Below are 22769 nucleotides of genomic sequence, written 5' to 3'. Positions count from 1 at the left end.
CAGACTCATTGCCATCTGAGCTTTCAAAGCATGTTCTGATGAGTGTGGCATCTGAACGAGGTATAAACAAGATGCGCACCATTTCCCAAACTCTGCTGGCAATCCTGCTGGCCCTTTCCTGCCCTATTGGTTCTGCAGCCACGTTCAAACTGGCGAGCCTGAGTTACCCACCCTACGAGTATGTAGAACAAGGTGAAGTCAAAGGCATCGCAGTCGATATCGTTAAAGAAGCTTTCCGTCTGATGGGGCATCAGGTCGTCATCAACATCTACCCCATGCGGCGCAGTCTGGAAATGGTAAAAACCGGCGAGGTCGATGGCATCTTTACGGCTTTCAAAACACCTGAACGGGAAAAATTCATCACCTACACCAATGAACCGGTTTTACTGCTAACCATCAGTCTGTGGGCAAAAAATGACAGCAATATCAGCTTTGATGGCGACCTCAGCCGTCTCTCGCAATACAGGTTTGGTGCAGTGAGGGGTATCAGCTATGGCAGCAAGTTTGATGAGCTCGGCAAGAGCGGTTTGTTAAATGTCGAACTGGCCAGCGATCAGACCAATGCCATCAATATGGCGCTGGCAAACCGCTTTGACATACTGATCAGCAACCATTTTGGCGCGATTCATGAAATGAAAAAAATGGGCTTGCTGAATGATTTCAAGGTGCTCTACCCCGTCGTCCAGGAACAGGAAACCTTTTTTGGTTTTGCCAGGAAAGCACATCTTGAAGCACTCAGGGATGAACTGGATCAGGTCTTGAGATTGCTCAAGCAAAATGGCTACTACGATCAGATTCTGAAGAAATACCGGGATATCGTGATACCCCGGTGAACATCATTTAGTAGCGGTGTGCGTTGATGGCGTCACGTGTTTCCAGCGCCACACGGCGAACGGCACCAGCAGCACTTTCACCAGCAGTTGGCTTGGCATACAAAATGGCGCGTGAAGAATTAATCATCATGCCTGTGCCAACTGCTGTTTTACCAGCCTGTACAGTCGCGGCAATATCGCCGCCCTGGGCACCTATGCCCGGCACCAGCAAAGGCATGTCACCGATGACTGCGCGCACCTGCGCCAGCTCTTTTGGGAAGGTAGCACCAACCACCAGCGAACATTGGCCATTGGTATTCCATTTATCCGCCACCAGTTGCGCCACATGCTGATACAGGGGCTTGCCACCAACATCAAGAAATTGCAGATCAGAGCCACCCTCATTGGACGTACGGCACAGCACGATCGCACCACGGTCTTTCCATTCCAGGTAAGGTGCGACTGAATCAAAACCCATGTAGGGATTGACGGTCACCGCATCGGCGTCATAACGCTCGAAAGCTTCACGTGCATATTGCTCTGCCGTTGCGCCAATGTCGCCACGTTTTGCATCGAGTATCACAGGGATATGCGGATAAGCAGACTTGATATAACGGCAGATTTCTTCGAGCTGGTCTTCAGCACGCAGGGCAGCAAAGTAAGCAATTTGTGGCTTGAAGGAACATGCCAGGTCAGCGGTCGCATCAATCACGGTTTTGCAGAATGCATAAATGGCATCTGGCTTGCCGGCCAGCTCAGCAGGAAAGCGACTGACATCAGGGTCAAGGCCTACGCACAACAGGGAGTTATTGGCTGTCCAGGCAGCGGAAAGTTTTTCTATGAAAGTCACGATTTACCTCTTACAGTGGAGCGTGGCAGTGCACGCACAATGGCCGACATTATACCTTGTGCGACTTGCCCAACCGGGCAAAAACAAATGAGCAAAGAGTTTGTCCAGGTTTGATCAGCCTGATCACAGCGCAGCCCAGGCAAAAACTGTTTATCATGCCTGCATATCCGCAATTTTCGACGTCACCAGCCCCGAGCCAAGTTAACCAGAGTGCCAAAATGAAAACACCCACAGAAACACCCGTCAACATGCTGGCATTGGAAAATCAGTTTTGCTTTGCACTGTATTCATCCTCACTGGCACTCACCAAGGCCTACAAGCCCATGCTTGACGCACTTGGACTGACCTATCCGCAATACCTGGTCATGCTGGTCTTGTGGGAGCAGGATGACGTGCTGGTCAAAGACATAGGCCATGCCCTGTTTCTTGACTCAGGCACTCTGACCCCCTTGTTGAAACGCCTGGAAGCCAATGGCATGTTGCAGCGTCATCGTGATGAGACGGATGAGCGCCAGGTCAGGATCACTCTGACACCAGCGGGCAAGGATTTGCGCAATGCCGCCCTTGATATACCACAAAAAATCCTCTGCGCCAGTGGGCAAAGCAAAGAGACGCTGATGCAATTGCGTAGCCAGCTCAGTGATTTACGCAATGAATTATTAAGCCCGTGAGTTTTCAAGCCATGGGCAAGCAAATCCATGAGTTAAAAAATTCTTAATATTTTCCTTTGTTTGTACTAAGCTGATGTTGGCATGCTATCGCGAAGATAGAAAAAAACAATCGCAATTTAGATTGCACACAATTAAATTGTTCGCTATAGTTCATCCATCGACTCAGTAGTCGTAAGAAAAACCCAGGAAACAAACGCAGCAAACCCCAAATAACCCAGCAAATTAAATCAGGAGTTCATCATGCAAGTACTTTACACAGCAAACGCAACAGCAACTGGCGGTCGTGATGGCCGTGCCGTTTCCAGCGACAATCAACTTTCCGTCAAATTGACGACACCAAAAGAACTCGGTGGCGCAGGTGGTGAAGGCACCAATCCTGAGCAATTGTTTGCTGCCGGTTATTCCGCCTGCTTTATCGGCGCGATGAAATTTGTTGCCGCCGCTGGCAAAATCGCCCTGCCTGCTGATGTATCCATCAATGGTCTGGTAGGTATAGGCCCGAATGGCAAAGGTGGCTTTGGTCTGGCAGTGACTTTGAACGTCAGTCTGCCTGGCATGGACCGCGCTGCTGCAGAAGCACTGGTACACAAGGCACATGAAGTTTGTCCATATTCCAACGCTACCCGCGGCAATATCGAAGTGACTTTGAATATCCTGTAATTCCAGCAGATATATGGGCTACTTGCCCATATGAAATCAGGGCTCAGATCAGGCTTGCAGAATAATTTTTCTGCAAGCCTTTTTATTTTGTCGGGCAAATTCCTTCAATCAAGTTTCATCTTGATGTAAAGCGTGCTTGACACGTCTGTTTTTTGATATATGATGACAAGCATGCTTTACATCCCTCTGGATAAACTGCTTGATTACATTTTAGTTCTTGCATACCGGCCTGGCTTCAAGGCAATTTTTTTGCCCTGCCATGTAAAGCAAACTTTACTTACCCAAACGATATACAACAGGAGAACAACATGCTTGAGAAACAAGCCAAGGCTCTTTATTTTCGCGAGCTGTTTGCCACATTGGGCATGTATTGCCTGTTTGTCTTGACCAGCAGTATTTACGCGGATTCGGTTCCCGCCGGGCCACTACGCAGCCTGCTGATTGCCAGCCCCATCTTGCCTGCATTACTGATGGTGTGGACTATCATCCGCCAATTCCAGCGCATGGATGAATATGTACGCATCTGGTCGCTGGAAAACCTTGGCATGGCAGCAGCATTCACAGCCGCCTTCTCACTCAGCTATGGTTTCATGGAAATCACAGGTTTCCCCAAACTCAGCATGTTTGTCACGTGGTCTCTGGTCATGGGTTCATGGGGCTTGATCACCTGCCTGCGCAACTGGAAAGAGAAGTTGCAATGAAAAACATCGTCAGGGAATTGCGCACCCAGCGCGAATGGAGCCAGGCCCAGTTGGCGGACCTGCTGGAAGTATCTCGTCAGACGGTGAATGCCATAGAAACCGGGCGCTATGACCCCAGCCTGCCACTGGCTTTCAGCATTGCCAAACTGTTCCAGCTACCGATAGAAAAAATATTCCAGGCTGAATAAATCTCCCCTCACATACAAGTCGTATTCACTTTTGAAAAAATTCAAGGGATCACCATGCACATCAAGCATCTCATCATGGCACTCGCTGTCAGTGTCGCCTGCGTATTTGGCATCACCTTACCATCCCACGCAGCAGACACAGACAATCACTTCCAGGTCGGCAGCATGCATGTCGAACATCATGGCAAGCAGGGCACGCCCTTGATCCTTATACCTGGCCTCGCCAGCGGTGCCTGGGTGTGGGAGGGCACGGTCAAGCAACTGGAAAAAAATCACGCTTTGTATGTCGTCACCCTGGCCGGGTTTGATGGCAAGCCTGCCACCGAAGGCCCGCTGCTGGAAAAAGCCAAGGCATCCCTGCTAGAATTAATACAGAAGCAAAAACTCGATAAACCGGTACTGGTCGGACATAGTATAGGTGCCACACTGGCGATCTGGTTTGCCCAGCAGCATAGTGAATTAATACGTGGCATCATTGCTGTAGATGGCTTGCCAGTTTTCCCTGGTACAGAAAATACGCCAGCAGAGCAGCGCCCGGCCCTGGCGGCCCGCTTTAAAGCACAAATGACAGCGCCAACGCAGGAAATTTTCGCGGCCGGGCAATTGCAATACATGCGCACCATGGGTGTCATCGATGAGCAACTTGCACAAAAGGTAGCCGTACATACCAGCAAGAGTGACCCTGGAGCCACCGCAAGCTATGCCAGTGAAATCGTCAGTATGGACTTGCGCAAGGACATGCCGAAAGTTCTGGTGCCTTTGCTGGAGATATCACCTTACTATACGGCTGATTTTGCTGTGCGTAATATCAGTCTGGAAGCAAAAAATGCTTACTATCTATCCTTGCTGCAGGGTGCGCCCACATTGCAAGTCATTGCCATCAATAATGCCCGCCACTTCCCTATGCTGGATCAACCTCAGGCATTTGCAGAAGTACTCAATAATTTCTTGAAAACCGTAGAGTGAACAGGTGTTCTTGATAAAAATCCCTTGCACCAAGAATAGTGCAAGGGATTTTTTTACGGCTATTGTATTAATGATGATGCGTAGCTTCTGTTTTTTCTAATATCTCCAATACTGGCGCCGGTGTTTTCAAACCCTTGGCAGCCTGGCCATCTGCCGGGATTTCTACCCAGTCCAGCCGACCTTTTTCACATAACTGTGTCACCTTGAAGTAGACCTTGCCCGCCTTCTCTGGCAACTTCACCTGTATTGAAAACTCATCGTAATAAGCATCAGGCAATGGGCCACCAGTCCAGCTTACTTCACGTACATCCTGGCTGATGGTTTTACCATGCGAGTTATACGGCACACTCAAGGGCTGTATGCTGGTATCGATTTGCCAGCCCGCTTTAGGCATGGGTTTGGCACCACTGACGTTTTCAGGGATGCTGACCTTTACCGTATTAGTTGCACTGCCCTCACAACCATGGCCGATTTTAAACATCAGCTTATGGTATGCGCCCGCATTGGCTTTACCTTGTTCCAGCGTGACATGTGCATGGGCAGCATATGTCAACATATTGCCTGCGGCGAAGAAGCTGATAAGCAATAGTTTTTTCATGTGATTATCCTTGGAGTATTTTTCTGATGAACAGGCTGGAATTGAAATTCAATCACTGCTGGCCTGGCCTGAAGCGATATCGCCTGATGAAGATAAAATGCATAGGCATGCCATACCGCCAGCGCACAAATCGCCGCAATATTGAAACACTGCAGCAGCTTCATGAAACTAAATCCCGTTCTTTTGGTTTGACTCATATCTCCCCCATCAATGCTGCATTGCCTGGTTCAAGGGTTTTGCGATCGCTTTGACTTCTATAGTTTCGCGCTTCTTGTCTTTACCTTCTACAACCAGAGTCACAGGCACCACATCCCCTTCCTTGACCTGTGCCTTCAAATCCAGCAGCATGACATGGTAAGAACCAGGCTTGAGTTCTACTAGCTTGCCAGCAGGCAGGTCTATGCTATCGACAGCACGCATTTTCATCATATTGTCGGCCATTTCCATTTTATGGATTTCGACAACGCCAGCCACTGGTGAGCGCACTTCCAGCAAGCGGGTATCCTTGACGGATTTGATTTGCATGAAAGCACCCGTCGCTTTTTGCTGGATAACGGTAGCGCGCACCCAGGCTTCACTGACGGTAACTTGCGCCTGGGCTGAGATTGCCAAAACAGATGCAGCCAAAGCCATCCCGACTTTATTGATTGTATTCATTCTTTATTTCCTTTTTGCATTCTATGTATTCATCAGTGCGCGCAAATCTGCTGCACATTGTTCTGCTGTTTGCTCATGTTTTAAAGCCAGACGTATCTTGCCCTGAGCATCAAACACATAACTGATCGCAGTATGGTCCATGGTATAAGAACTACCGCTAGGCACTTTTTGGTAAAACACCTTGAAGGCGGCAGCAACTTCCTGCGTTTGCTTCATATCGCCATACAAGCCCAAAAAACCGGGATCAAATGCTTTCATATATTGTGCCAGCAATTCGGGCGCATCTCTTTCCGGGTCTATGGTAATGAAAATGACCTGCAATTGCTCAGCTTTGTCTCCCAATAATTTGCGTATATGTACAGCACGGCTCAAGGCCGTAGGGCAAATATCCGGGCATTGGGTAAAGCCAAAGAATATCAGCAGACACTTGCCCTTGAAACTGGCCAGGCTGTAATCCTTGCCATCGTGCCCGCGCAGGTGAAAATCACTGGCATAGTTGGCACCGGTAATATCAATGCCATTGAAAGTTACAGGCGTGCGGCTGCAAGCCAGCAATGACATGCTGCCTAGCAGCGTCAATACAGAACGACGTTTCATTTCGATTTCTTTTTTTCATTCATCGTCATCAAAGATAATGAGATGATGGATTGATATCGTCTTACCCGCTCACAAACAAAGCGTCAGGTAAAACAGGAAGGAAATTCAACTCAGTCAGGCAGGTGGGCCACGCGGCTGCGCCGCCGTCCAGATGAATAAAGTATGCGGGGATTGATAAAACAGTAAGGGTGCAGCCTCAGCCAAGTTGCCCTGTGGTAGACAGGAAACAGACGCGGGCAACACAAAATCATGCCCCGCATGCGGCAAGCAATAAGCGCAATGCGCAGCCATATGCTGCTTGTCTTGCGCAGACTTGCCAGCGACAAGCTTGATCAGCTTGCCTGTCACAGCATCAATCAGTTTGACACCATCGGCACTACAAACCTCAACAACACCAGGCTGGCTACCAACAGAAGCATTCCCTACCATCCCGTCAGCCATGGCTGGCAGCAAACCATTGAACAGCAATGCAAGACATGCAAGCCATATCGTCAGGTGTCGGAGTCGGAGAGAAATACGCATGGGTAGATTATAACCAAAGCCGACCTGATTAACCATGCGGCAGGAATATTGCTCTCATGGCTATAGAAAATAATTTGACCCACTTGTAAATTTCCCCTGTCCCCTGCGAATAAAAGAGTAAGAGTTTAGCGATGCATTACATGAACACGCTAAACATAGACTCATCATTTCAGGGAGATATCATGTACGGCTTGATTCTATTACGCTGTTTTGTACTTGTCTTATTTTATGCATGCTGGTCTTGCACTGCATTTGCCCAACCCGCTAAAACCAATTTGCCAACTACAGCGGCCACAACACTGGACAGTGTCATGCAAAGCCATCTGGCGGCGCTGGGGGATTTCAGCAAGGTGCAGTCGCGCCGGGTCAAGTTGCGCATCATAGGGATGGCACCGTTTGAAATCCCGACGACGGTAGATGCGAAACGCCCTAACCTCTTGCGCCGGGAGGTACAGGTGCAGGGACAAGTACAAATTTCCAGTTATGACGGTAAGGATGCATGGAAGATTGATCCTTTCCTGCCTAGTGGCAAGCGTGCTGTTGATCTGTCTGCAGAAGAATTACCGGCCATGCTGGAAGAAAGTTATTTTGACGGGATATTGGTAGCTGCGCAAAAGCAGGGCTTCCCTTTGCAATATGCCGGACTGGAAACCCAGGACGGGCGGCGTGTGCATGTGCTGAAAGTCAGTATCCCCGCCACGGGTGAATCGACTATCTATCTGGATGCGGGCAGTTTTCTGGAAATCAAACGCCTGCAAAAGCGCCAGATCATGGGGCGCATGACGGAGCTGGAGGTGTACACCAGCGACTATCGCTTACAGGATGGTTTGATGATGGCTTATCGCTTTGAGATTGGTACCAAGGGCTCTACGCAGCGCATGAGCATGGTGGTGGATGCAGTAGAACATAATCCGGCGATTGCCGCCAGTCGCTTTCAACGTACTTCAGCGAATTGAGCAGCCATGCAAAGCGATCTCACTTTTGATGTGGCTCACTCTGGCGTTTCGTCAGCGGTGAAGGCTGAAGTTACCGCTGAGTCCGTTAGCGGACGCATGCATGGTCTGGATGCCTTGCGTGCGGGGGCTTTAATGCTGGGGGTGTTATTGCACGCGACCATGTCTTTTTTGCCTGGTGCAAAATTCTTTTGGGTCGTCAGCGATAATCAAAAAACTGAATTACTGGGACCAGTGTTTTTTGTCATCCATGTATTCAGGATGCCTTTGTTCTTTTTGCTTGCAGGTTATTTTGCGCATCTGGTTTTGCAAAAAAAGGGCTGGGCTGGCTTCATCAAGGACAGGTTCAAACGCATAGTCTTGCCCTTGCTGGTCGGCTGGCCGGTGATATTTACCGCCATCATTGCGGCCATCGTGCTGGCGGCCTGGGTGCGTAACGGTGGTAGCCTGCCCAAAAAAATGCCGCCCTCACCTGAGTTTAGAGCAGACAGCTTCCCGCTGGCGCATTTATGGTTTTTGTACATGTTGACGCTGCTATACGCTGTGTACTTAGGTCTCTGGGCATGCTGCAAACGTCTGGGCATATTGCCGCATCTGAAAAGGTTTGCCGATTTGCTGATGCCAGCGCTGACCGGCTGGGCTGGCCCTGTACTGCTGGCGCTGCCAGTGGCGCTAGCCTTGTTTTATACGCCTTACTGGGTGAGCTGGTTTGGTGTACCTACACCGGATCAGTCGCTTTATCCTGGTCGTGCAGCCTGGGTCAGTTTTGGCATGGCGTTTGGATTGGGCTGGATGTTGCAGCAATCGCCTGCCACGCTGCCTCAGTGGCAGAGACGCTGGGGCTGGCATCTGGGCTTGGCTGCATTGCTCTCAGGTAGCTGCCTGTACCTGACCAGTCTGGCACCACAACTGGTACCGGCAGTACATGATGACAGCAAATTGATCTATGCTTGCCTGTATGCCACTGCTGCATGGAATTTTTGCTTTGGCCTGACTGGTCTGGCATTAAAATTCATGAAACATGCGAATCTGACGATACGCTATCTGGCAGATGCTTCTTACTGGATTTACCTCGTGCACCTGCCTTTGGTAATGGCCTTACAGGCGCTGGTATCGCGAAGTGAATGGCATTGGACATTCAAGCTGGCAGCAGTCTTGCTGGTGACGCTGGCAGTGGCTTTGCTCAGTTATCACTATCTGGTCAGGTTCACTTTTATCGGCAAGGTCTTGAATGGTCAGCGCCATGCTGGTCACCAACCGCCTGTACGGGCAAGAGGTATATGAACGAGTATATGGACGAAGAACTCTTCTTGCTGCAACTCGCTTCACACAAACGCCTTTTATACAAGGTGGCTTATAGCTATTGCCGTCATGCTGAGGACAGGCGTGATCTGGTGCAGGACATGGTGATGCAATTGTGGCGTTCGTTCCGCAGTTTTGATCAGCGTGTGCAGTTTTCTACCTGGATGTACCGCATCGCCATGAATGTCGCTATATCACACTACCGCAGTGAAACCCGGCAAGTGCGCGACACGGTACCGCTGGAAGAGTTCGGCCTGGACATCGCCGAAGCAGATCAGCTCTACAGCGCCCAAAGTGACAATATGCGCACGCTGGACAAGCTCATCAGCGAACTGGATGAACTCAATCGCGCCCTGATCCTGCTGTTCATGGACGGCTACAGCAATGATGAAATCGCCAGCATCATGGGCCTGAGTGCAGCTAATGTTGCCACGCGCATGACGCGCATCAAACAGAAATTGCAAACCAGGTTTGCAGAAAGCAGCTAACATGAATCTCGATCTCTTGAAAGCCGAATGGGAAGCCAGGGACCAGCGTCTGGAACAGGCCGTCAGAATGAATACGCAAATGCTGCGCCTGACTTTACTGGAGCAACACAGACGCGAAATCGCCAAATGGGGCTGGGTCGACAAATATGAAATCATCGCCGGTACACCAGTATTTATTTACCTGGTTTGGTTTCTGGGACATTACATCAGTAATTGGCAATTCGCCCTGCCCGCCTTGGCTTTGCTGGCCTGGACCATCACCCTGCCAATACTCAACCATAAGCTACGCCATGCCTTGCAAGATATGGATTTTGGCCAGCCCATCACGACTGTACAAAAACAATTGGCCGAGCACAAGGCCAGACGCCTGAACCTGTTCAAGTGGGCATTCTTACTGGGGCAGATAGTCTGGTTCATTCCTTTCCTGCTGGTGTTTTTTAAAGGTGTGTTCGGGGTTGACCTGTACCTCAAAACCCAGAACTTCATAGGACCGAGCCTGATTGGTGGTGTGTTATTTATCCCATTGGCGATAGGTATTTCAAAATTGCTGTCTGGCCGCTTAAAGCACTCAGTCCGTTTCCAGGCGTTCACGGATATGTTGGCAGGCAAGGATATTATCCAGACGCGTCAGTTCCTGAGCAAGATTGCGCAGTTTGAAGAAATGCCTGATGAAACAAGTGCCAGCGACCGTCATCAAATTAACTGAATTTTTGATGTAGGCACTTATAAATTATGTTATCTTTAATGCCATTTTTAAAATGGCAACCGCCCTCCTCATTAGCCCCAAGGTGACACATGCGTTTTTGTATGAATCTTGCTGTCCTTGTTTTTGCACTGAACTTACAAAATCCAGTGTTAGCCCAAACTGATGATGCCCCCGTCACACTTGCAGGACCAGGATTGGCACAAACAGCAGCGATAGAAAAAACCATGGCTGCAATGGCAAAATCCCTCCTCGAACGTGGTGGTATGGATGGTAAAAAATGGGATGCCAATCAATTGTTCCGCTTGCAGTTACTCAATGCGCAACCCGAAGCTGCACGTCAGGCAATACAGGAATGGCGTACGCAGGCAAAGCAGCGCGGACAAAACAATACTGAGACACTGTTCGTCATTTATGAGTTGTACGCAAAAACACTGGAATTGCAAACTCAGCGCAAGCTAAGTTTTGAGGAGGCATACAAGCTGGCTTTTCAGGATGTGTTTTCTCATCTGGACGGTGAAGCAGCACAAGATGCCACTTTTGCCTTGGGTACTTCAGTCGAACGCCTGGAAGCAGAATTGCAGCGACAATTGAAAGAACATGCCGGTAAAACGGCACTCCCGCTGAAAGATGCTGCAAACCTGAGCCGCCAGTATCTGGCATGGCTGGTCTATTCAAAAGTTATTCCTTTAAGCCCAACGCTGCTGAAGGAAGATGATCAGCGTCGCTATGTTACCGAAGAGTTGCTGATACCAACAGCCGATGGCACACAGATTGCGACTTTGCTCATACGCCCCAGAGAGCAAAATGGCAGCCAGAAGAAGTATACGACCTTGATGGGCTTTACCATTTACGCGGAAGATAACTGGAGCCGCGCCGATGCAAAAAAAATGGCGGCACGTGGTTATGCCAGTGTTGTCAGTTACACCCGCGGCAAAGGTCGCAGCCCAGACAAGATCGTACCGTATGAACATGATGGTGAAGATGCGCGTACAGTTATCGCCTGGATAGAAAAACAGGACTGGAGTGACGGTAAAGTCGGCATGTATGGCGGTAGTTACAATGCCTACACCCAATGGTCTACGGCAAAAAAAATACCCAGGGCCCTGAAAGCCATGGTCATTTCAGCCAGTGCGGCACCGGGCGTAGACATACCTGCCCAAGGTAATGTCTTCATGAATTTTTTATATCCATGGATACCCTATGTCACTAATAATAAGTCCCTGGACAATGATGCCTATGGTGATGAACAGCGCTGGAAAAATCTCGACAAGACCTGGTACACAAAAGGCACGGCGTATCGCGAGCTCGATAAGATAGATGGCATAGCCAATCCCATTCATAGACGCTGGCTGGAGCATCCCGCCTATGATAGTTACTGGCAAGCCATGATCCCTTATCAGCAAGAATTCTCGAAAATTAATATCCCTATCCTGAGTACTACCGGTTATTTTGATGGTGCACAAGTTGGCGCACTATATTACTTCCAGCAGCATACACATTATCTGCCAAATGCTGATCACACCTTGCTGATAGGCCCTTACAACCATTTCGCCATGCAAGGCGGCGTACCAGCGACTGAGTCTGGTTACACCATAGAGCAAGTGGCCAAACTGGATTTGGCCGCGTTGCGACTGCAATGGTTTGATTATCAATTCAAAGGCGGCACCAAGCCAGAGATACTCAAGGACAAAGTCAATTATCAGGTGATGGGGGCGAATATCTGGAAGCATGCACCCAGCCTGGCAGCCATGCAAAGCAGCCATATAGACTACTATCTTGGCACACCTGCACAACAAGGAGCAACGCATCAATTATTGCAAAAACCTGAAGCCAGACAGCGCCCGCTTACCCTGACTGTTGATATGGCAAAACGGGATGATGTCAATGAACAAGAAAGCCTGCCACGCGTCAGCAAGACTTTGAATACCCGCAATGCACTGGTCTTTGTTTCAGATACCTTGCCGCAAACCACAGAAGTCAGTGGCCTGTTTGCCGGCCACCTGGAATTCACAGTGAATAAAAAAGATGTAGACCTGACAGTCACGCTGTATGAACAAATGCCCAATGGTGATTATTTTGAACTGGCGTCTTACCTGGGTCGTGCCAGCTATGCCAAAGACCGCACTCAGCGTCATTTACTGCAACCAGGCAAACGCCAACTTGTTGACTTTGTCGCTCCGCGCATCACCAGCCGTCAGACACAGGCGGGTAGCAAAATAGTCATCGTCATTGGCATACCCAAACAAGCTGACTTGCAAATCAATTATGGTACGGGCAAGGACGTCAGCGACGAAACCATCGCCGATGCAGGCAAGCCAATAGCATTGCAATTACTCAGTGGCAGTTATATCCGGGTGCCGTTCGGACAGCCCAGCAAATAAATATGAGCATCGCCAAATGCATTTATTTGGTGATGCTACTTTCAGAACGCTTGGGTGAATCCCAAACCCACGCACCTGCGCTCACTTCACAAGCTGATAATAAATTTCGCACCACCACCAACAGTCGCGGCATATCTGACTGTACCGCCATTCCCTTGTATCAATTGCCTGACCAAAGCCAGACCTATGCCGCTGCCATGTTCTTTGGTGGAGAAGAACGGCGTGAAGATTTGCGAGATCAGATCTTCGGGCACGCCGGGCCCATTGTCGCTGACTTCTATGCGCAGACGTGCGCCACGGCTGAGCCTGGCTTGTATATGCAGTTGTGGTTGACTGACCAATGCCGTCGCTTCCTGAGCATTCTTGATGAGGTTAATCAAAGCCTGCTCGAGTTGCACCGGATCTGTCATGACTTCGAGATTTGCTGGTTCCACATTGAATTGCAATACACCGCCACGCGCCTGCCATTGTGGGCTGACGAGAGATGAGATACGTGTAAACAAGTCTTGTAATTGCACTCTTTCAGTCTGTGCAGCAGGCAGATTGGTCAGGCTACGATAACTGCCGACAAAATCCACCAGACCATATGCGCGCCGGCTGATGGCGTCAAGCGCAAGTGCCAGGTCTGTGGCGCTTTGCGATGGCAATTGCAAGTCATTGAGCATGTCATTAGCAGTACTGGATAAGGAAGCGACAGGCGTTAATGAATTCATGATCTCATGCGTGAGTACACGTATGAGTTTTTGCCAGGCTTGCTGTGCTTCCATTTGCAGTTCAGTCTCTACCGGCATCAATGCCACAATGATCTGCGTCTGAGTTTGTATGGTAAGACTACTGCTGGCCAGCAAGGCACGTTCCTGGCCTTGCTCAGTCTCAAAGCTGATCATGCTGCGTTTGCCCGTCGCCTGGGCGAGGATTTGTGCATATAGCTGGCTGACCTCGATTATCCTGCCAGGCGCGGTCAGGCGGCGGGCATTGCCATTCAAGGGGCGGACGATTTTTTCTGCCCCCTTATTCTCTACACAGAAAAGGGCAATGGGTGCATGCTCGAGATGGCTTTCCAGTGTCAATGCCAAAGCCTGCAAGCCCTCAGCTTGCATGGTGGGCAGTTGATAGCCAGTCTCTGACCTGGCCTGGCGCGCAGCCAGCCCATGCATGCCCCAGCCAAACACACCCAGACCAATTGCAGCCAGCATAATCAACAGAGTAGTCCAGCGTAGTTGATGCGTACTTTGCCCTATAGTGATTAGATAAGTCGCGGCCACTGCAGCACTAACAACAATCAACATGCCGATGACAGCAGCCAGCTTTCTGTGCGGGCTGGAGGTCAGTTCAAATATCATGCTTTTCCAGCTTGCGGTAAAGGGCAGCACGGCTTAACCCTAGCAATTTTGCAGCCTGGCTGATATTGCCTTCGGCCTTGTTCATGGCATTGGCAATGGTTTCGCGCTCCAGAGCTGCCAGCTTGTATTCAGGTGTAGCCATTGGATTTTCAGTCACAACTGGATTTTGCAGCGGGGGCGCTGAAGCAGATTTCGTCAACGCTGTGCCGCCAGCAGACAAACCAAAGTCAGTAAAGGCATAGCAGTCTTGCGTTGCCAGTATGACCGCCCGCTCACATGCATGACGCAATTCCCTGACATTGCCAGGCCAGGTATAGGCACATAAGCTTGCCAGTGCTGATTCTGCAATTTCACGGGCAGGACGTTGGTATTGTTGCTGATAACTATGCAAATAATGACCTAGCAACAAGGGGATATCGGCCACCCGTTCACGCAATGCAGGCACGCGCAAAACGATAGTATTCAGGCGAAACAAAAGGTCGGTGCGAAACACGCCAGAATCAAATAAACTGGCTTCATTCAAATTGGTAGCGCTGATGACGCGTACATTGATTTTCTCTGCCTTGTCTGCACCTATGGGTGTCATTTCGCGGCGTTCCAGTGCATGCAATAATTTGGCTTGTGCACCCAGTGGCAGGTTGCCGATTTCATCAAGAAAAAGTACACCACCTGCAGCGGTTTGAAAGCGCCCTGCCCGGTCTTGTCTGGCATCGGTAAATGCGCCTTTCTTGTGACCATACATTTCGGTTTCAAAAGTCGATTCGGGTATGCTGCCCATATCCACAGGCAGGAATGTGGCCTTGCTGCGCAGTGAATGTTGATGGATGGCGCGTGCTACCAGTTCTTTGCCTGCGCCGTTTTCACCGAGTATCAACACATTCGCTTCTGTGGGAGCGACGCTTTTGATCATGGCTTTCAGTTCGCGCATGCTGGCCGCATGCCCCATCAATTCTGGAAAATCTTCATCCTGCAAAGCCTGGTCTTGCCTGTTGTAACGGCCAGCGGCACCCAATACGGCGGCAAGCAGGCGTTCATTATTCCAGGGTTTGGTGATGAAATCACAGGCGCCGCGCTTCAAGGCTTCCACCGCCAGCGGGACATCCGCATAAGCGGTCAGCATGATAACGGCGGGCGCAGGATGCGTGGCACGCAACAGATCCAATAAGGCCAGGCCTTCTGCGCCATCGGTACGACCTGGCGTGAAGTTCATGTCAAGTAAAACGACATCAGGCATGTCCGCTTGCAGGCAAGTATCTAGTTGAGCGGTATCGGTCAGCGTGCCGACGTGCTGGCAATGCCTGCGCAATAAAAGCTGGGCAGCACAGGCAACATCGGGGTCATCATCAATGATGAGTACAGAAGTCTTCAATACTGCGTTTTTAACAATGTCGGGGGCTTGCATGAAGGGTTTGATAGAAACTCGGTTTCGCATTTATAAATACTAGTGCGAATGATTGTAATCCTGCATTGCTGCAGCGGCAATCAGTGCAGGTTCTTTATTGGAGTTCTATAGACAAACAAGCGGTATTGTTCATTTACGAACAGGCGCAGTGTGCGGAAACGGACACTGATCACGTCTTGTTCCGCACTTTAGGGATATGGGTCTTGGGCAAGAGCAAGCCATGCAAGAATTTGCTCTTTTTGACCAGGCTCAGCAACAGCAGGGGCAGCAATAATCCTGCAATAAATGCCAGGCTGGCGTTCAGGTATTCAGATGTACTCCAGCGTGACAACATGCCGAATATTTTCCACTCTATCCATGAATGGAAAATCATGATGAATAAACTGCTGGTGCCCAGATAGGCCAGAGTCGCGCCCAACTTGCCGGTATACTGCAGGCAAGTTGATATCGACAAAACCAGATAGATGCCCAACAAAGCCTGCGCAGTTGATATCCACCAGTTGCCATACAGGCGCATATTCAAATCGATGGTTTCATCAAAAAAGAAATGCAGGGCTGCGAACAATATCAGCGCAATGGCAAAAATCCAGGGCTGAAAACTGAAGCGCATGACATACTCGTGCATGACATAGCCGAGCAAAATAAAAGCAGTACTGATGCCTATCAGGTCCAGACTCCAAGGCAAGCCCGGGAAATTGTGCTGGCGATTACCGAGCAAAAGATTGAGTCTGTCAAATTGCTGCGCATCCAAACCCGCAAAAAAATGTGTCGTGATGACACCCAAAGCCAGCAAAATACCTGTACAAAACACCGGCAGCAATAATCCGGGACGCAGGTGATTCGTCAGACGCAGGACTATCCAGGCCAGCAATATGGCGAGAAACAAATGCGGTAAATACCATAGTGGTACCCACTCTATGGTGTTGCCAGTGCCGTAGAACATGCCCAGCAAATAAGTACGCGCATCCACACCTGACAAAGCAACGCGCGCCAGCCCCCAGGTTGACAGCACAACAAAGAAAGACTTCAGTAAGGCATCGACTTTGAATACCAGAAAATCTTTAAAAGCAGTGTCATGATGCAGAACTGCCCCGGACAAAAAGAAAAACAGGGGCATGTGGAACGAAAAGATAATACGGAACAGCTCGCCATGATCATGAGCAATGATCCAGTTGTGTCCAAAGACGACGAGGATAATTCCTATGCCTTTGGCAATATCGATGCTGGCGTTGCGCTCTGACATAGGCTAGATTAATGAAGCTTCACTGGAACTTGACGCATGCTATTTTTGCGCCAGATATTCTGGCTGTGCCTGCCAGTCTTGTCGCAATAAAGAATGCACCGCTGCAGTCACCGGAACACCGCCAACCATCAGGCGATTACGTGCCATGCATTCGAGCTGCGCGCCCACTTTTTTTGCGACGGCGATACTGTTGACATTGCCTTCGGCAGCGACTATCTCTATGCGGTTAAAACCCAGCTCCCTGAAACCGGCATCAGCCAGCAGCACGGTCGCCCTGGTGGCAATACCCTTCCCTTGTTCAGACTGCCTGATCCAGTAACCGAGATTGCAGTAATTATGCAATTTGCTGATCATGTTCAAGCCCGCACCACCCAGCAATTCCTTGCCATCTTCGCTGAAGATACCAAACTCATAGGCCGTACCTTCTTCCCGCCCTTTATCACATGTGGCAAACCAGTCGCGTGCATGGTCACTATTAAAATCGGCGTGGCACCAACCCATCCAGCGGCCTACGGTTTCTACTGATTCACGGACTACGGCTGCAAACACGTCAGCATCGTCTGCTTCATAAGCACGCAGGCAAATACCGGAGGCAGTAATTTTTTTCATTATAAATAATTAGTATGCAGATATAACAAGTATAGCCTGATCAATGTCCGCTGCGATTAAGTGAACAGGCAAAAAAAAGCCCTGTTTTGAACAGGGCTAGTTTTTATATCCAGACTGCGAAGGAGAGGAGCAAGAGCAACAGCATCCATAGCAACAGCGCTCTCCAAACCAGACCGACTGCGCTTTGCAAGGCGCGTGGTGAAGCCTCGGCGCCTGGCTGGCTTTCCAGTTCCAGGCTGTCGACATCGACTGCCGTCGCATCTGCTTGCAAGACCATGGCTTTTTCTTCTGGTTCACCCAGACGCACGCCAAGGGCACCACCACCGGCGGACAGGATGATGCCGACCAGTTCATCTGACCAGCGGTCGGCATAATTACGCCAGGAGTAGACCGCGTCTTCAAAATTACCAACCACGGCAAAGGCAACGGCCGTCAGGCGGGCTGGCACCCAGTCTATCCAGTAAAAGACTTTGGCTGCATAGACACCAAATTCTTCGTTTTTCATATGCTCAGGTTCGTTCCAGGCACGCGACAAGTATTCTGCTGCGCGGTACATGACGGCACAAGCCGGACCCACAGGCATGAGGAACCAGAAGAACACGCCAAAAACATTGCGGTGGGTGGCGATCAATGAACGCTCGACGGCAAGGCGCGAAATTTCTGACACTTCCATGCCAGTGGTATCCAGATGCGTCCATTCAGCCAGATAACGCCTGGCGGTATCTTCGTCGCCAGAACTCAGGGCCAGTTGTATCGAGGTGAAATAATGACTGTAACGGCGGAAGCCCAGGGTCAGATAGACGATGAGTACATTCCACAGCAAGGCAGCAATCGGATTGAGGCGCAAACACAGCCAGTAGATCAGAGCAGTTGGCAAGGTCAGCGAGGCGATGACTATCCACCATCCCAGGCGGCCATGCTTAACCTTGCCGGCATTGAAGGAGGCTTCGATTTTGTCAGCCAGCGTCTGGATTTGCGTATAGATGGGGTTATCTGCCCGCAAGGGCTTGAGCTGCTCAATCAACAGCGCTAACAGGATGGAAATAAAGGTCATGGTAGACTGGGCTTATGTTGCAGCGCAATGCTGCAAACAATCAATTTGCAAATGCGGCAAGTGTAAACCGATTTGCCCAGATTATGAAGCTTTGTTCTAGTGCCCTGGATTATTAATTCAATCAATAACAAATCTGGAGAACTCGTTACAAGGCTAGGAGCAAAGCACAGCAAGGCTGGTGCCTTGCGCGCATTTGAGACGCAGCGTCGTAGCGATTTTCGCCGGATTTGTTATATGAATTAGCAACTTAGGATACTAAAGGCAAGCCTACAACTGTCATGCACGCAGGAAATGAAACAGATTGCGCAGCATGCCCGCCGTTGCCCCCCAGATGAAATGCTGCTCGTAGGGCATGGCATAAAAATGCCGTTTTCCTGCATTGTCGGGTAAATCAAAGCTACGGCGCTGGTGATTTTTGCCGTCCATCAGGAAACTCAACGGTACTTCAAAAATGGAAGCAACTTCTGAGGGATCGGTACGTACGGGAAAACCGGGCATGATCAATGAAACGATGGGGCTGACCTGATAGCCTGTGCCTGTCTTATATTCTGGCAGACGTCCCAGAATTTCAACATATTCGCGTTGCAAGCCTATCTCTTCTTCCGCCTCGCGCAGGGCTGTCGTTACAGGATCAATGTCTTCCTCCTCAAAACGCCCACCTGGAAAGCTGATTTGTCCAGGGTGGTGATGCAGATGTGCAGCCCTTTCGGTCAGTAGCATGGTCAGGCCCTGGTCACGCATGACGATGGGTATCAGTACCGAGGCTGGCCGGAAAGGCAGGTTCTTGGAGAAAAAGCTCTCGTCAACAACTTCTGGCGACCACTCACGCTCCCGCAAAAAACGCTGACGCAGCCAGGCTGGCGACAGATGTTCGGCAGGCACGGCCGTTTCTTCACCCAATGAGTGGATAGGGAAAGCCTGAGGATCAAAAACTGGTTTGCTCACGATACAGGGTAGTTTTCTTCTTGTTGGACATATTTTGCCTTTAACCGGGCAATAAAAAAAGGATGCCGGAGCATCCTTTTTCAATACGGCTAAAACAGATATTACTCTGCTTTTGCTGCAACAACTTTACGTGCTGGCAATTTCTCTTTGATACGAGCAGATTTACCAGAGCGTTCACGCAGATAGTACAGTTTTGCACGACGTACATCACCGCGACGTTTCACTTCAATAGAAGCGATCAGTGGGGAGTACAACTGGAATGTACGCTCAACGCCTTCGCCGGAAGAAATCTTACGGACGATGAAGTTGGAATTCAAACCACGGTTACGACGGGAGATAACTACACCTTCGTAAGCCTGTGCACGTTTGCGAGTACCTTCAACAACGTTGACGCTCACAACTACTGTATCACCTGGCGCAAAGTCAGGGATGTTCTTGCCGAGGCGAGCAATTTCTTCTTGCTCTAATTTTTGGATCAGATCCATTTTTTACTCCTATGACCATCTTGCCGACGCTGCAGAATCTGGTTCTGGCTGATGCCCGGTAGAGGATGGGGTTTAACATGTGAATCATTGAAGATTCACGCTTAAATATTTCAGCTCAAGAGCTGAAAATTACTACAAACTGCTTAAAAACTTTTCGTCGGCACGACTTAACAAGCCTGCCGCACGCGCTGCGATGATTAAATCCGGACGCTTTAACTGACTGGCTTCCAGTGCACGCTGACGCCGCCACTTTTCGATTTCAGCATGATTGCCCCCCATTAATACGGCTGGCACAGCCTGGTCTTCAAAGACTTCTGGCCTGGTGTAATGCGGGCAATCCAGCAAACCATTGACAAAACTGTCTTGTATTGCCGAAGCATCATCATGCAAGACGCCAGGGATTTGCCGTATGACAGCATCCATCAGGGCCATGGCTGGCAATTCACCGCCAGACAAGACAAAATCGCCGAGGCTGATTTCTTCGTCGACGTAATTATCCAGCAGACGCTGATCTACCGCCTCATACCTGCCACATAACAAGATCAAGCCCGGCGTTACCGCCAGTTGCATGACCTTTTCATGTGTCAGCGGCTTACCCTGTGGTGACAGATAAATCACTTTGGGTGCCACTGCAGACAAGGTACTCTGGCGTGCCTTGGCAGACCCAATCGCGGTCTGCAAGGGTTTTGCCAGCATCACCATACCCGGGCCACCGCCATAAGGCCGGTCATCCACGGTACGATGCCTGTCAGTCGTAAAATCACGTGGATTCCACAGCTTTAATTCGCATTTTTGTTGCTCGAAAGCCCGCCTCGTTACACCTGATTGTGTAATGGCAGCGAACATTTCGGGGAACAGCGTAATGACATCGAACTGCATGCTTATGCCTTCTGAGAACCTATTTACGATCTTACTGCGCGAGCGTGACCGGGGTTCATGTGCTGCTCAAAATGCTCATGTACTTAAGTACATTCCGCTTTCTGCGCTGCTCTTCACCCCACTGACGCACGCTCGCTACAGATCGTAAACAGGTTCTGAGTTCATCACGTTAATAATCACTACCCCAGTCAACCTGGATTTTGCCTGCTTTTTGATCGACTTCCTTGACGAAAGCCTCTACAAAAGGAATCAAGCGTTCGTGTTTCACCAGTTCATTTTCAGGCACATCCGCTGCCGCCACCCGTAAAATCGGATGCGCACCATTGTCCATCAAATCCCTGACTACACCTAAATTCTCACCCTGAAGATTATCTACCTGCAAACCTATCAGATCGAGCCAATAGAATTCACCGGACGCCAAAGCAGGAAAATGCTTGCGAGAAATTTGTACAGTCGCACCTTTCAGTGCTTCTGCGGCATTTCTGTCAGGCACACCCACCAGCCGCGCAACCACGTCTTCCCCCTGGATTTTAACTTCCAGACGATCAACATCACGCAACTCAGGCTTATCCAACCACCAGGTTTTTACTGACATTAATGCGTCAGCATCAGCAGAATAAGGACGTATCCTTACCCAGCCATGAATACCAAATGCTCCCGAGATATAGCCAACCAGGACCAGATCATCAGGAGCATGGACTGCAGCAGTCATGATACAGCTTGCAGCGATTAAGCTGCTGCTTTACCGGACTGAGCTACCAGGCGAGCAACTGCTGGAGACAATTGAGCGCCAACACCTTGCCAGTAAGCCAGGCGATCAGCTGCAACGCGTACTGTTTCTGCATTGCCAGTAGCTACTGGGTTGTAGAAACCGATGCGCTCGATAAAGCGACCATCGCGACGATTACGGGAATCAGTTGCAACGATGTTGTAAAAAGGGCGCTTTTTTGCGCCACCACGAGCTAAACGAATAACGACCATAATATTTCCAAAAAATGTCTGAACGCGGAAAAAGCTGTAGATTATAGCCCGCTTCTTGAGTAAGTCGCAAGGACTATCCCACTTTTCCCTTGCCGAAGGGTGATTTTATTGATCAGCGTGACTATTGAGACACACTATACCGTCATCGCATACAATCACAGCTTCGACTTTGATGGCTGGCTGCAATGACGCTCACTGATACAACACCACATAAAAATAAAACCCTGGCAACTTTTCTGGCTGCTGTCTTTGGCGCTGCAGGCGTGCACCGCTTTTACCTGGGTGGTAAAAAAGATAAATGGGGCTGGCTGCATTTCATCACACTGCCTATCAGCATGGTCATCCACTATTTCTATTTTGGCAAACCCGAGATCGTGCAATATGGTTTTTTATTGTTTTCTTTTCTGATCGCCATACTGGAAGCGTTAGTGATAGGCCTGACGCCAGATGAAAAATGGGATGCGCGCCATAATAGCAAATCCGGCAAGACCAGCGAGTCCAACTGGCCGCTGGCATTGCTGCTGGTATTAACATTGGCTGTAGGTGCGTTTGTATTGATTGCTGCCATCGCACGCACTTTTGATTTGCTATATACCGGTGGGGCTTACGGCTGATGATTACGTAGTACTCCTCTAAAAAAAAGAAAATGGCTCATCGTAAAAATGAGCCATTTTTTATTGCTATGCCTGCAATCAGGTTGCAGGCATTTTTTAACGTACAAACAAGGCAATCAGAATAACGATAGGAAGAGGTATGCCGAGTAATAAAAGCAGGAT

28 protein-coding genes are annotated in these 22769 nt (G+C 49.7%); 12 read left to right on the top strand and 16 right to left on the bottom strand.

Going from position 1 to position 22769, the window contains the following annotated elements; translation table 11 throughout:
• Positions 1–71 precede the first annotated feature (71 nt).
• Positions 72–833: a substrate-binding periplasmic protein gene (locus AC3WQT_RS22190; RefSeq protein WP_492707160.1), complete on the top strand. Its 762-nt coding sequence runs from the start codon at positions 72–74 to the stop codon at positions 831–833.
• Between the two features lie 7 nt (positions 834–840).
• On the opposite strand, the gene pyrF is transcribed toward AC3WQT_RS22190, so the two are convergent.
• The gene (gene pyrF, locus AC3WQT_RS22185) at positions 841–1662 is read right to left on the bottom strand and encodes an orotidine-5'-phosphate decarboxylase (RefSeq protein WP_492707158.1); all 822 of its coding nucleotides are present in this window, start codon (positions 1660–1662) and stop codon (positions 841–843) included.
• A gap of 218 nt (positions 1663–1880) precedes the next feature.
• Between pyrF and AC3WQT_RS22180 the strand changes: the two genes are divergently transcribed.
• From AC3WQT_RS22180 to AC3WQT_RS22160, 5 genes are all read left to right on the top strand, one after another.
• Positions 1881–2333: a MarR family winged helix-turn-helix transcriptional regulator gene (locus AC3WQT_RS22180; protein WP_492707156.1), complete on the top strand. Its 453-nt coding sequence runs from the start codon at positions 1881–1883 to the stop codon at positions 2331–2333.
• 240 nt (positions 2334–2573) lie between these two features.
• The gene (locus AC3WQT_RS22175) at positions 2574–2993 is read left to right on the top strand and encodes an organic hydroperoxide resistance protein (RefSeq protein ID WP_162059606.1); all 420 of its coding nucleotides are present in this window, start codon (positions 2574–2576) and stop codon (positions 2991–2993) included.
• A gap of 308 nt (positions 2994–3301) precedes the next feature.
• Positions 3302–3694 carry a hypothetical protein gene (locus AC3WQT_RS22170; RefSeq protein WP_492707154.1) on the top strand — a complete coding sequence of 131 codons (393 nt, stop codon included), beginning with the start codon at positions 3302–3304 and terminating at the stop codon, positions 3692–3694.
• Positions 3691–3882, top strand: coding sequence for a helix-turn-helix transcriptional regulator (locus AC3WQT_RS22165; protein WP_492707153.1), 192 nt, complete (start codon positions 3691–3693; stop codon positions 3880–3882). The genes AC3WQT_RS22170 and AC3WQT_RS22165 overlap by 4 nt, the downstream gene beginning before the upstream one ends.
• A gap of 54 nt (positions 3883–3936) precedes the next feature.
• Entirely contained in the window at positions 3937–4848 is a 912-nt protein-coding gene (locus tag AC3WQT_RS22160) for an alpha/beta fold hydrolase (protein ID WP_492707151.1), read from the top strand.
• Positions 4849–4915: 67 nt separating this feature from the next.
• On the opposite strand, the gene AC3WQT_RS22155 is transcribed toward AC3WQT_RS22160, so the two are convergent.
• From AC3WQT_RS22155 to AC3WQT_RS22135, 5 genes are all read right to left on the bottom strand, one after another.
• Positions 4916–5446: a YcnI family copper-binding membrane protein gene (locus AC3WQT_RS22155; protein ID WP_492707149.1), complete on the bottom strand. Its 531-nt coding sequence runs from the start codon at positions 5444–5446 to the stop codon at positions 4916–4918.
• Entirely contained in the window at positions 5443–5643 is a 201-nt protein-coding gene (locus tag AC3WQT_RS22150; RefSeq protein ID WP_492707147.1) for a hypothetical protein, read from the bottom strand. The genes AC3WQT_RS22155 and AC3WQT_RS22150 overlap by 4 nt, the downstream gene beginning before the upstream one ends.
• A gap of 10 nt (positions 5644–5653) precedes the next feature.
• Complete coding sequence (locus tag AC3WQT_RS22145) at positions 5654–6103, bottom strand: copper chaperone PCu(A)C (protein ID WP_492707145.1); 450 nt, start codon at positions 6101–6103, stop codon at positions 5654–5656.
• A gap of 21 nt (positions 6104–6124) precedes the next feature.
• The gene (locus AC3WQT_RS22140; protein WP_492707144.1) at positions 6125–6700 is read right to left on the bottom strand and encodes an SCO family protein; all 576 of its coding nucleotides are present in this window, start codon (positions 6698–6700) and stop codon (positions 6125–6127) included.
• A 114-nt stretch (positions 6701–6814) separates the two neighbouring features.
• Positions 6815–7258 (bottom strand): DUF2946 domain-containing protein, encoded by a 444-nt coding sequence (locus tag AC3WQT_RS22135; RefSeq protein WP_492707142.1) that lies wholly within the window; start codon positions 7256–7258, stop codon positions 6815–6817.
• 275 nt (positions 7259–7533) lie between these two features.
• Between AC3WQT_RS22135 and AC3WQT_RS22130 the strand changes: the two genes are divergently transcribed.
• The 5 genes from AC3WQT_RS22130 (at position 7534) to AC3WQT_RS22110 (ending at position 13052) form a co-directional block, all read left to right on the top strand.
• Positions 7534–8178, top strand: a complete 645-nt coding sequence (locus AC3WQT_RS22130) for a hypothetical protein (protein ID WP_492707141.1) — start codon at positions 7534–7536, stop codon at positions 8176–8178.
• 6 nt (positions 8179–8184) lie between these two features.
• On the top strand, positions 8185–9459 hold the full coding sequence (locus AC3WQT_RS22125; RefSeq protein ID WP_492707139.1) for an acyltransferase family protein: 1275 nt from the start codon (positions 8185–8187) through the stop codon (positions 9457–9459).
• Positions 9460–9467: 8 nt separating this feature from the next.
• Entirely contained in the window at positions 9468–9965 is a 498-nt protein-coding gene (locus AC3WQT_RS22120) for an RNA polymerase sigma factor (RefSeq protein WP_492707138.1), read from the top strand.
• A 1-nt stretch (position 9966) separates the two neighbouring features.
• Positions 9967–10671: a hypothetical protein gene (locus AC3WQT_RS22115; protein WP_492707136.1), complete on the top strand. Its 705-nt coding sequence runs from the start codon at positions 9967–9969 to the stop codon at positions 10669–10671.
• Positions 10672–10817: 146 nt separating this feature from the next.
• Positions 10818–13052 (top strand): CocE/NonD family hydrolase, encoded by a 2235-nt coding sequence (locus AC3WQT_RS22110; protein ID WP_492707134.1) that lies wholly within the window; start codon positions 10818–10820, stop codon positions 13050–13052.
• 86 nt (positions 13053–13138) lie between these two features.
• Here the strand turns inward: AC3WQT_RS22110 and AC3WQT_RS22105 are convergent, their stop codons facing one another.
• The 10 genes from AC3WQT_RS22105 to rpsP form a co-directional block, all read right to left on the bottom strand.
• Positions 13139–14395: a sensor histidine kinase gene (locus AC3WQT_RS22105; protein ID WP_492707132.1), complete on the bottom strand. Its 1257-nt coding sequence runs from the start codon at positions 14393–14395 to the stop codon at positions 13139–13141.
• Complete coding sequence (locus AC3WQT_RS22100; protein ID WP_492707131.1) at positions 14385–15797, bottom strand: sigma-54-dependent transcriptional regulator; 1413 nt, start codon at positions 15795–15797, stop codon at positions 14385–14387. Before AC3WQT_RS22100 ends, AC3WQT_RS22105 begins: the two co-directional genes overlap by 11 nt.
• 169 nt (positions 15798–15966) lie before the next feature.
• Positions 15967–17040 (bottom strand): acyltransferase family protein, encoded by a 1074-nt coding sequence (locus tag AC3WQT_RS22095; protein ID WP_492707130.1) that lies wholly within the window; start codon positions 17038–17040, stop codon positions 15967–15969.
• Positions 17041–17079: 39 nt separating this feature from the next.
• Positions 17080–17649 carry a GNAT family N-acetyltransferase gene (locus AC3WQT_RS22090; RefSeq protein ID WP_492707129.1) on the bottom strand — a complete coding sequence of 190 codons (570 nt, stop codon included), beginning with the start codon at positions 17647–17649 and terminating at the stop codon, positions 17080–17082.
• Between the two features lie 103 nt (positions 17650–17752).
• Positions 17753–18703, bottom strand: a complete 951-nt coding sequence (locus AC3WQT_RS22085; protein WP_492707127.1) for a CobD/CbiB family protein — start codon at positions 18701–18703, stop codon at positions 17753–17755.
• Positions 18704–18979: 276 nt separating this feature from the next.
• Entirely contained in the window at positions 18980–19648 is a 669-nt protein-coding gene (locus tag AC3WQT_RS22080) for a CoA pyrophosphatase (protein WP_492707125.1), read from the bottom strand.
• A 101-nt stretch (positions 19649–19749) separates the two neighbouring features.
• The gene (rplS, locus tag AC3WQT_RS22075) at positions 19750–20133 is read right to left on the bottom strand and encodes a 50S ribosomal protein L19 (protein WP_186947495.1); all 384 of its coding nucleotides are present in this window, start codon (positions 20131–20133) and stop codon (positions 19750–19752) included.
• Positions 20134–20265: 132 nt separating this feature from the next.
• Positions 20266–21012 (bottom strand): tRNA (guanosine(37)-N1)-methyltransferase TrmD, encoded by a 747-nt coding sequence (gene trmD, locus AC3WQT_RS22070; protein WP_492707124.1) that lies wholly within the window; start codon positions 21010–21012, stop codon positions 20266–20268.
• Positions 21013–21181: 169 nt separating this feature from the next.
• A complete protein-coding gene (rimM, locus tag AC3WQT_RS22065) occupies positions 21182–21724 on the bottom strand; it encodes a ribosome maturation factor RimM (RefSeq protein ID WP_492707122.1) in 543 nt (180 codons plus the stop codon).
• 17 nt (positions 21725–21741) lie between these two features.
• Positions 21742–21993, bottom strand: coding sequence for a 30S ribosomal protein S16 (gene rpsP, locus AC3WQT_RS22060; RefSeq protein WP_110255824.1), 252 nt, complete (start codon positions 21991–21993; stop codon positions 21742–21744).
• Between the two features lie 185 nt (positions 21994–22178).
• Between rpsP and AC3WQT_RS22055 the strand changes: the two genes are divergently transcribed.
• Entirely contained in the window at positions 22179–22607 is a 429-nt protein-coding gene (locus AC3WQT_RS22055; RefSeq protein WP_492707120.1) for an NINE protein, read from the top strand.
• Positions 22608–22769: the final 162 nt, after the last annotated feature.

Source organism: Undibacterium sp. FW305-107, from assembly GCF_058788535.1.
The sequence above is the reverse complement of the archived record's forward strand: the minus strand, read 5'-3'. Positions and strand labels throughout refer to the sequence as shown.

What these genes read in the sequence shown, in the direction of transcription:
- AC3WQT_RS22190 (WP_492707160.1), top strand. Translation starts at nt 72, where the DNA reads ATGCGCACCATTTCCCAAACTCTGCTGGCAATCCTGCTGGCCCTTTCC.
- AC3WQT_RS22180 (WP_492707156.1), top strand. Translation starts at nt 1,881, where the DNA reads ATGAAAACACCCACAGAAACACCCGTCAACATGCTGGCATTGGAAAAT.
- AC3WQT_RS22175 (WP_162059606.1), top strand. Translation starts at nt 2,574, where the DNA reads ATGCAAGTACTTTACACAGCAAACGCAACAGCAACTGGCGGTCGTGAT.
- AC3WQT_RS22170 (WP_492707154.1), top strand. Translation starts at nt 3,302, where the DNA reads ATGCTTGAGAAACAAGCCAAGGCTCTTTATTTTCGCGAGCTGTTTGCC.
- AC3WQT_RS22165 (WP_492707153.1), top strand. Translation starts at nt 3,691, where the DNA reads ATGAAAAACATCGTCAGGGAATTGCGCACCCAGCGCGAATGGAGCCAG.
- AC3WQT_RS22160 (WP_492707151.1), top strand. Translation starts at nt 3,937, where the DNA reads ATGCACATCAAGCATCTCATCATGGCACTCGCTGTCAGTGTCGCCTGC.
- AC3WQT_RS22155 (WP_492707149.1), bottom strand. Translation starts at nt 5,446, where the DNA reads ATGAAAAAACTATTGCTTATCAGCTTCTTCGCCGCAGGCAATATGTTG.
- AC3WQT_RS22150 (WP_492707147.1), bottom strand. Translation starts at nt 5,643, where the DNA reads ATGAGTCAAACCAAAAGAACGGGATTTAGTTTCATGAAGCTGCTGCAG.
- AC3WQT_RS22145 (WP_492707145.1), bottom strand. Translation starts at nt 6,103, where the DNA reads ATGAATACAATCAATAAAGTCGGGATGGCTTTGGCTGCATCTGTTTTG.
- AC3WQT_RS22140 (WP_492707144.1), bottom strand. Translation starts at nt 6,700, where the DNA reads ATGAAACGTCGTTCTGTATTGACGCTGCTAGGCAGCATGTCATTGCTG.
- AC3WQT_RS22135 (WP_492707142.1), bottom strand. Translation starts at nt 7,258, where the DNA reads ATGGTTAATCAGGTCGGCTTTGGTTATAATCTACCCATGCGTATTTCT.
- AC3WQT_RS22130 (WP_492707141.1), top strand. Translation starts at nt 7,534, where the DNA reads ATGCAAAGCCATCTGGCGGCGCTGGGGGATTTCAGCAAGGTGCAGTCG.
- AC3WQT_RS22125 (WP_492707139.1), top strand. Translation starts at nt 8,185, where the DNA reads ATGCAAAGCGATCTCACTTTTGATGTGGCTCACTCTGGCGTTTCGTCA.
- AC3WQT_RS22120 (WP_492707138.1), top strand. Translation starts at nt 9,468, where the DNA reads ATGGACGAAGAACTCTTCTTGCTGCAACTCGCTTCACACAAACGCCTT.
- AC3WQT_RS22115 (WP_492707136.1), top strand. Translation starts at nt 9,967, where the DNA reads ATGAATCTCGATCTCTTGAAAGCCGAATGGGAAGCCAGGGACCAGCGT.
- AC3WQT_RS22105 (WP_492707132.1), bottom strand. Translation starts at nt 14,395, where the DNA reads ATGATATTTGAACTGACCTCCAGCCCGCACAGAAAGCTGGCTGCTGTC.
- AC3WQT_RS22100 (WP_492707131.1), bottom strand. Translation starts at nt 15,797, where the DNA reads ATGCAAGCCCCCGACATTGTTAAAAACGCAGTATTGAAGACTTCTGTA.
- AC3WQT_RS22095 (WP_492707130.1), bottom strand. Translation starts at nt 17,040, where the DNA reads ATGTCAGAGCGCAACGCCAGCATCGATATTGCCAAAGGCATAGGAATT.
- AC3WQT_RS22090 (WP_492707129.1), bottom strand. Translation starts at nt 17,649, where the DNA reads ATGAAAAAAATTACTGCCTCCGGTATTTGCCTGCGTGCTTATGAAGCA.
- AC3WQT_RS22085 (WP_492707127.1), bottom strand. Translation starts at nt 18,703, where the DNA reads ATGACCTTTATTTCCATCCTGTTAGCGCTGTTGATTGAGCAGCTCAAG.
- rplS (WP_186947495.1), bottom strand. Translation starts at nt 20,133, where the DNA reads ATGGATCTGATCCAAAAATTAGAGCAAGAAGAAATTGCTCGCCTCGGC.
- trmD (WP_492707124.1), bottom strand. Translation starts at nt 21,012, where the DNA reads ATGCAGTTCGATGTCATTACGCTGTTCCCCGAAATGTTCGCTGCCATT.
- rimM (WP_492707122.1), bottom strand. Translation starts at nt 21,724, where the DNA reads ATGACTGCTGCAGTCCATGCTCCTGATGATCTGGTCCTGGTTGGCTAT.
- rpsP (WP_110255824.1), bottom strand. Translation starts at nt 21,993, where the DNA reads ATGGTCGTTATTCGTTTAGCTCGTGGTGGCGCAAAAAAGCGCCCTTTT.
- AC3WQT_RS22055 (WP_492707120.1), top strand. Translation starts at nt 22,179, where the DNA reads ATGACGCTCACTGATACAACACCACATAAAAATAAAACCCTGGCAACT.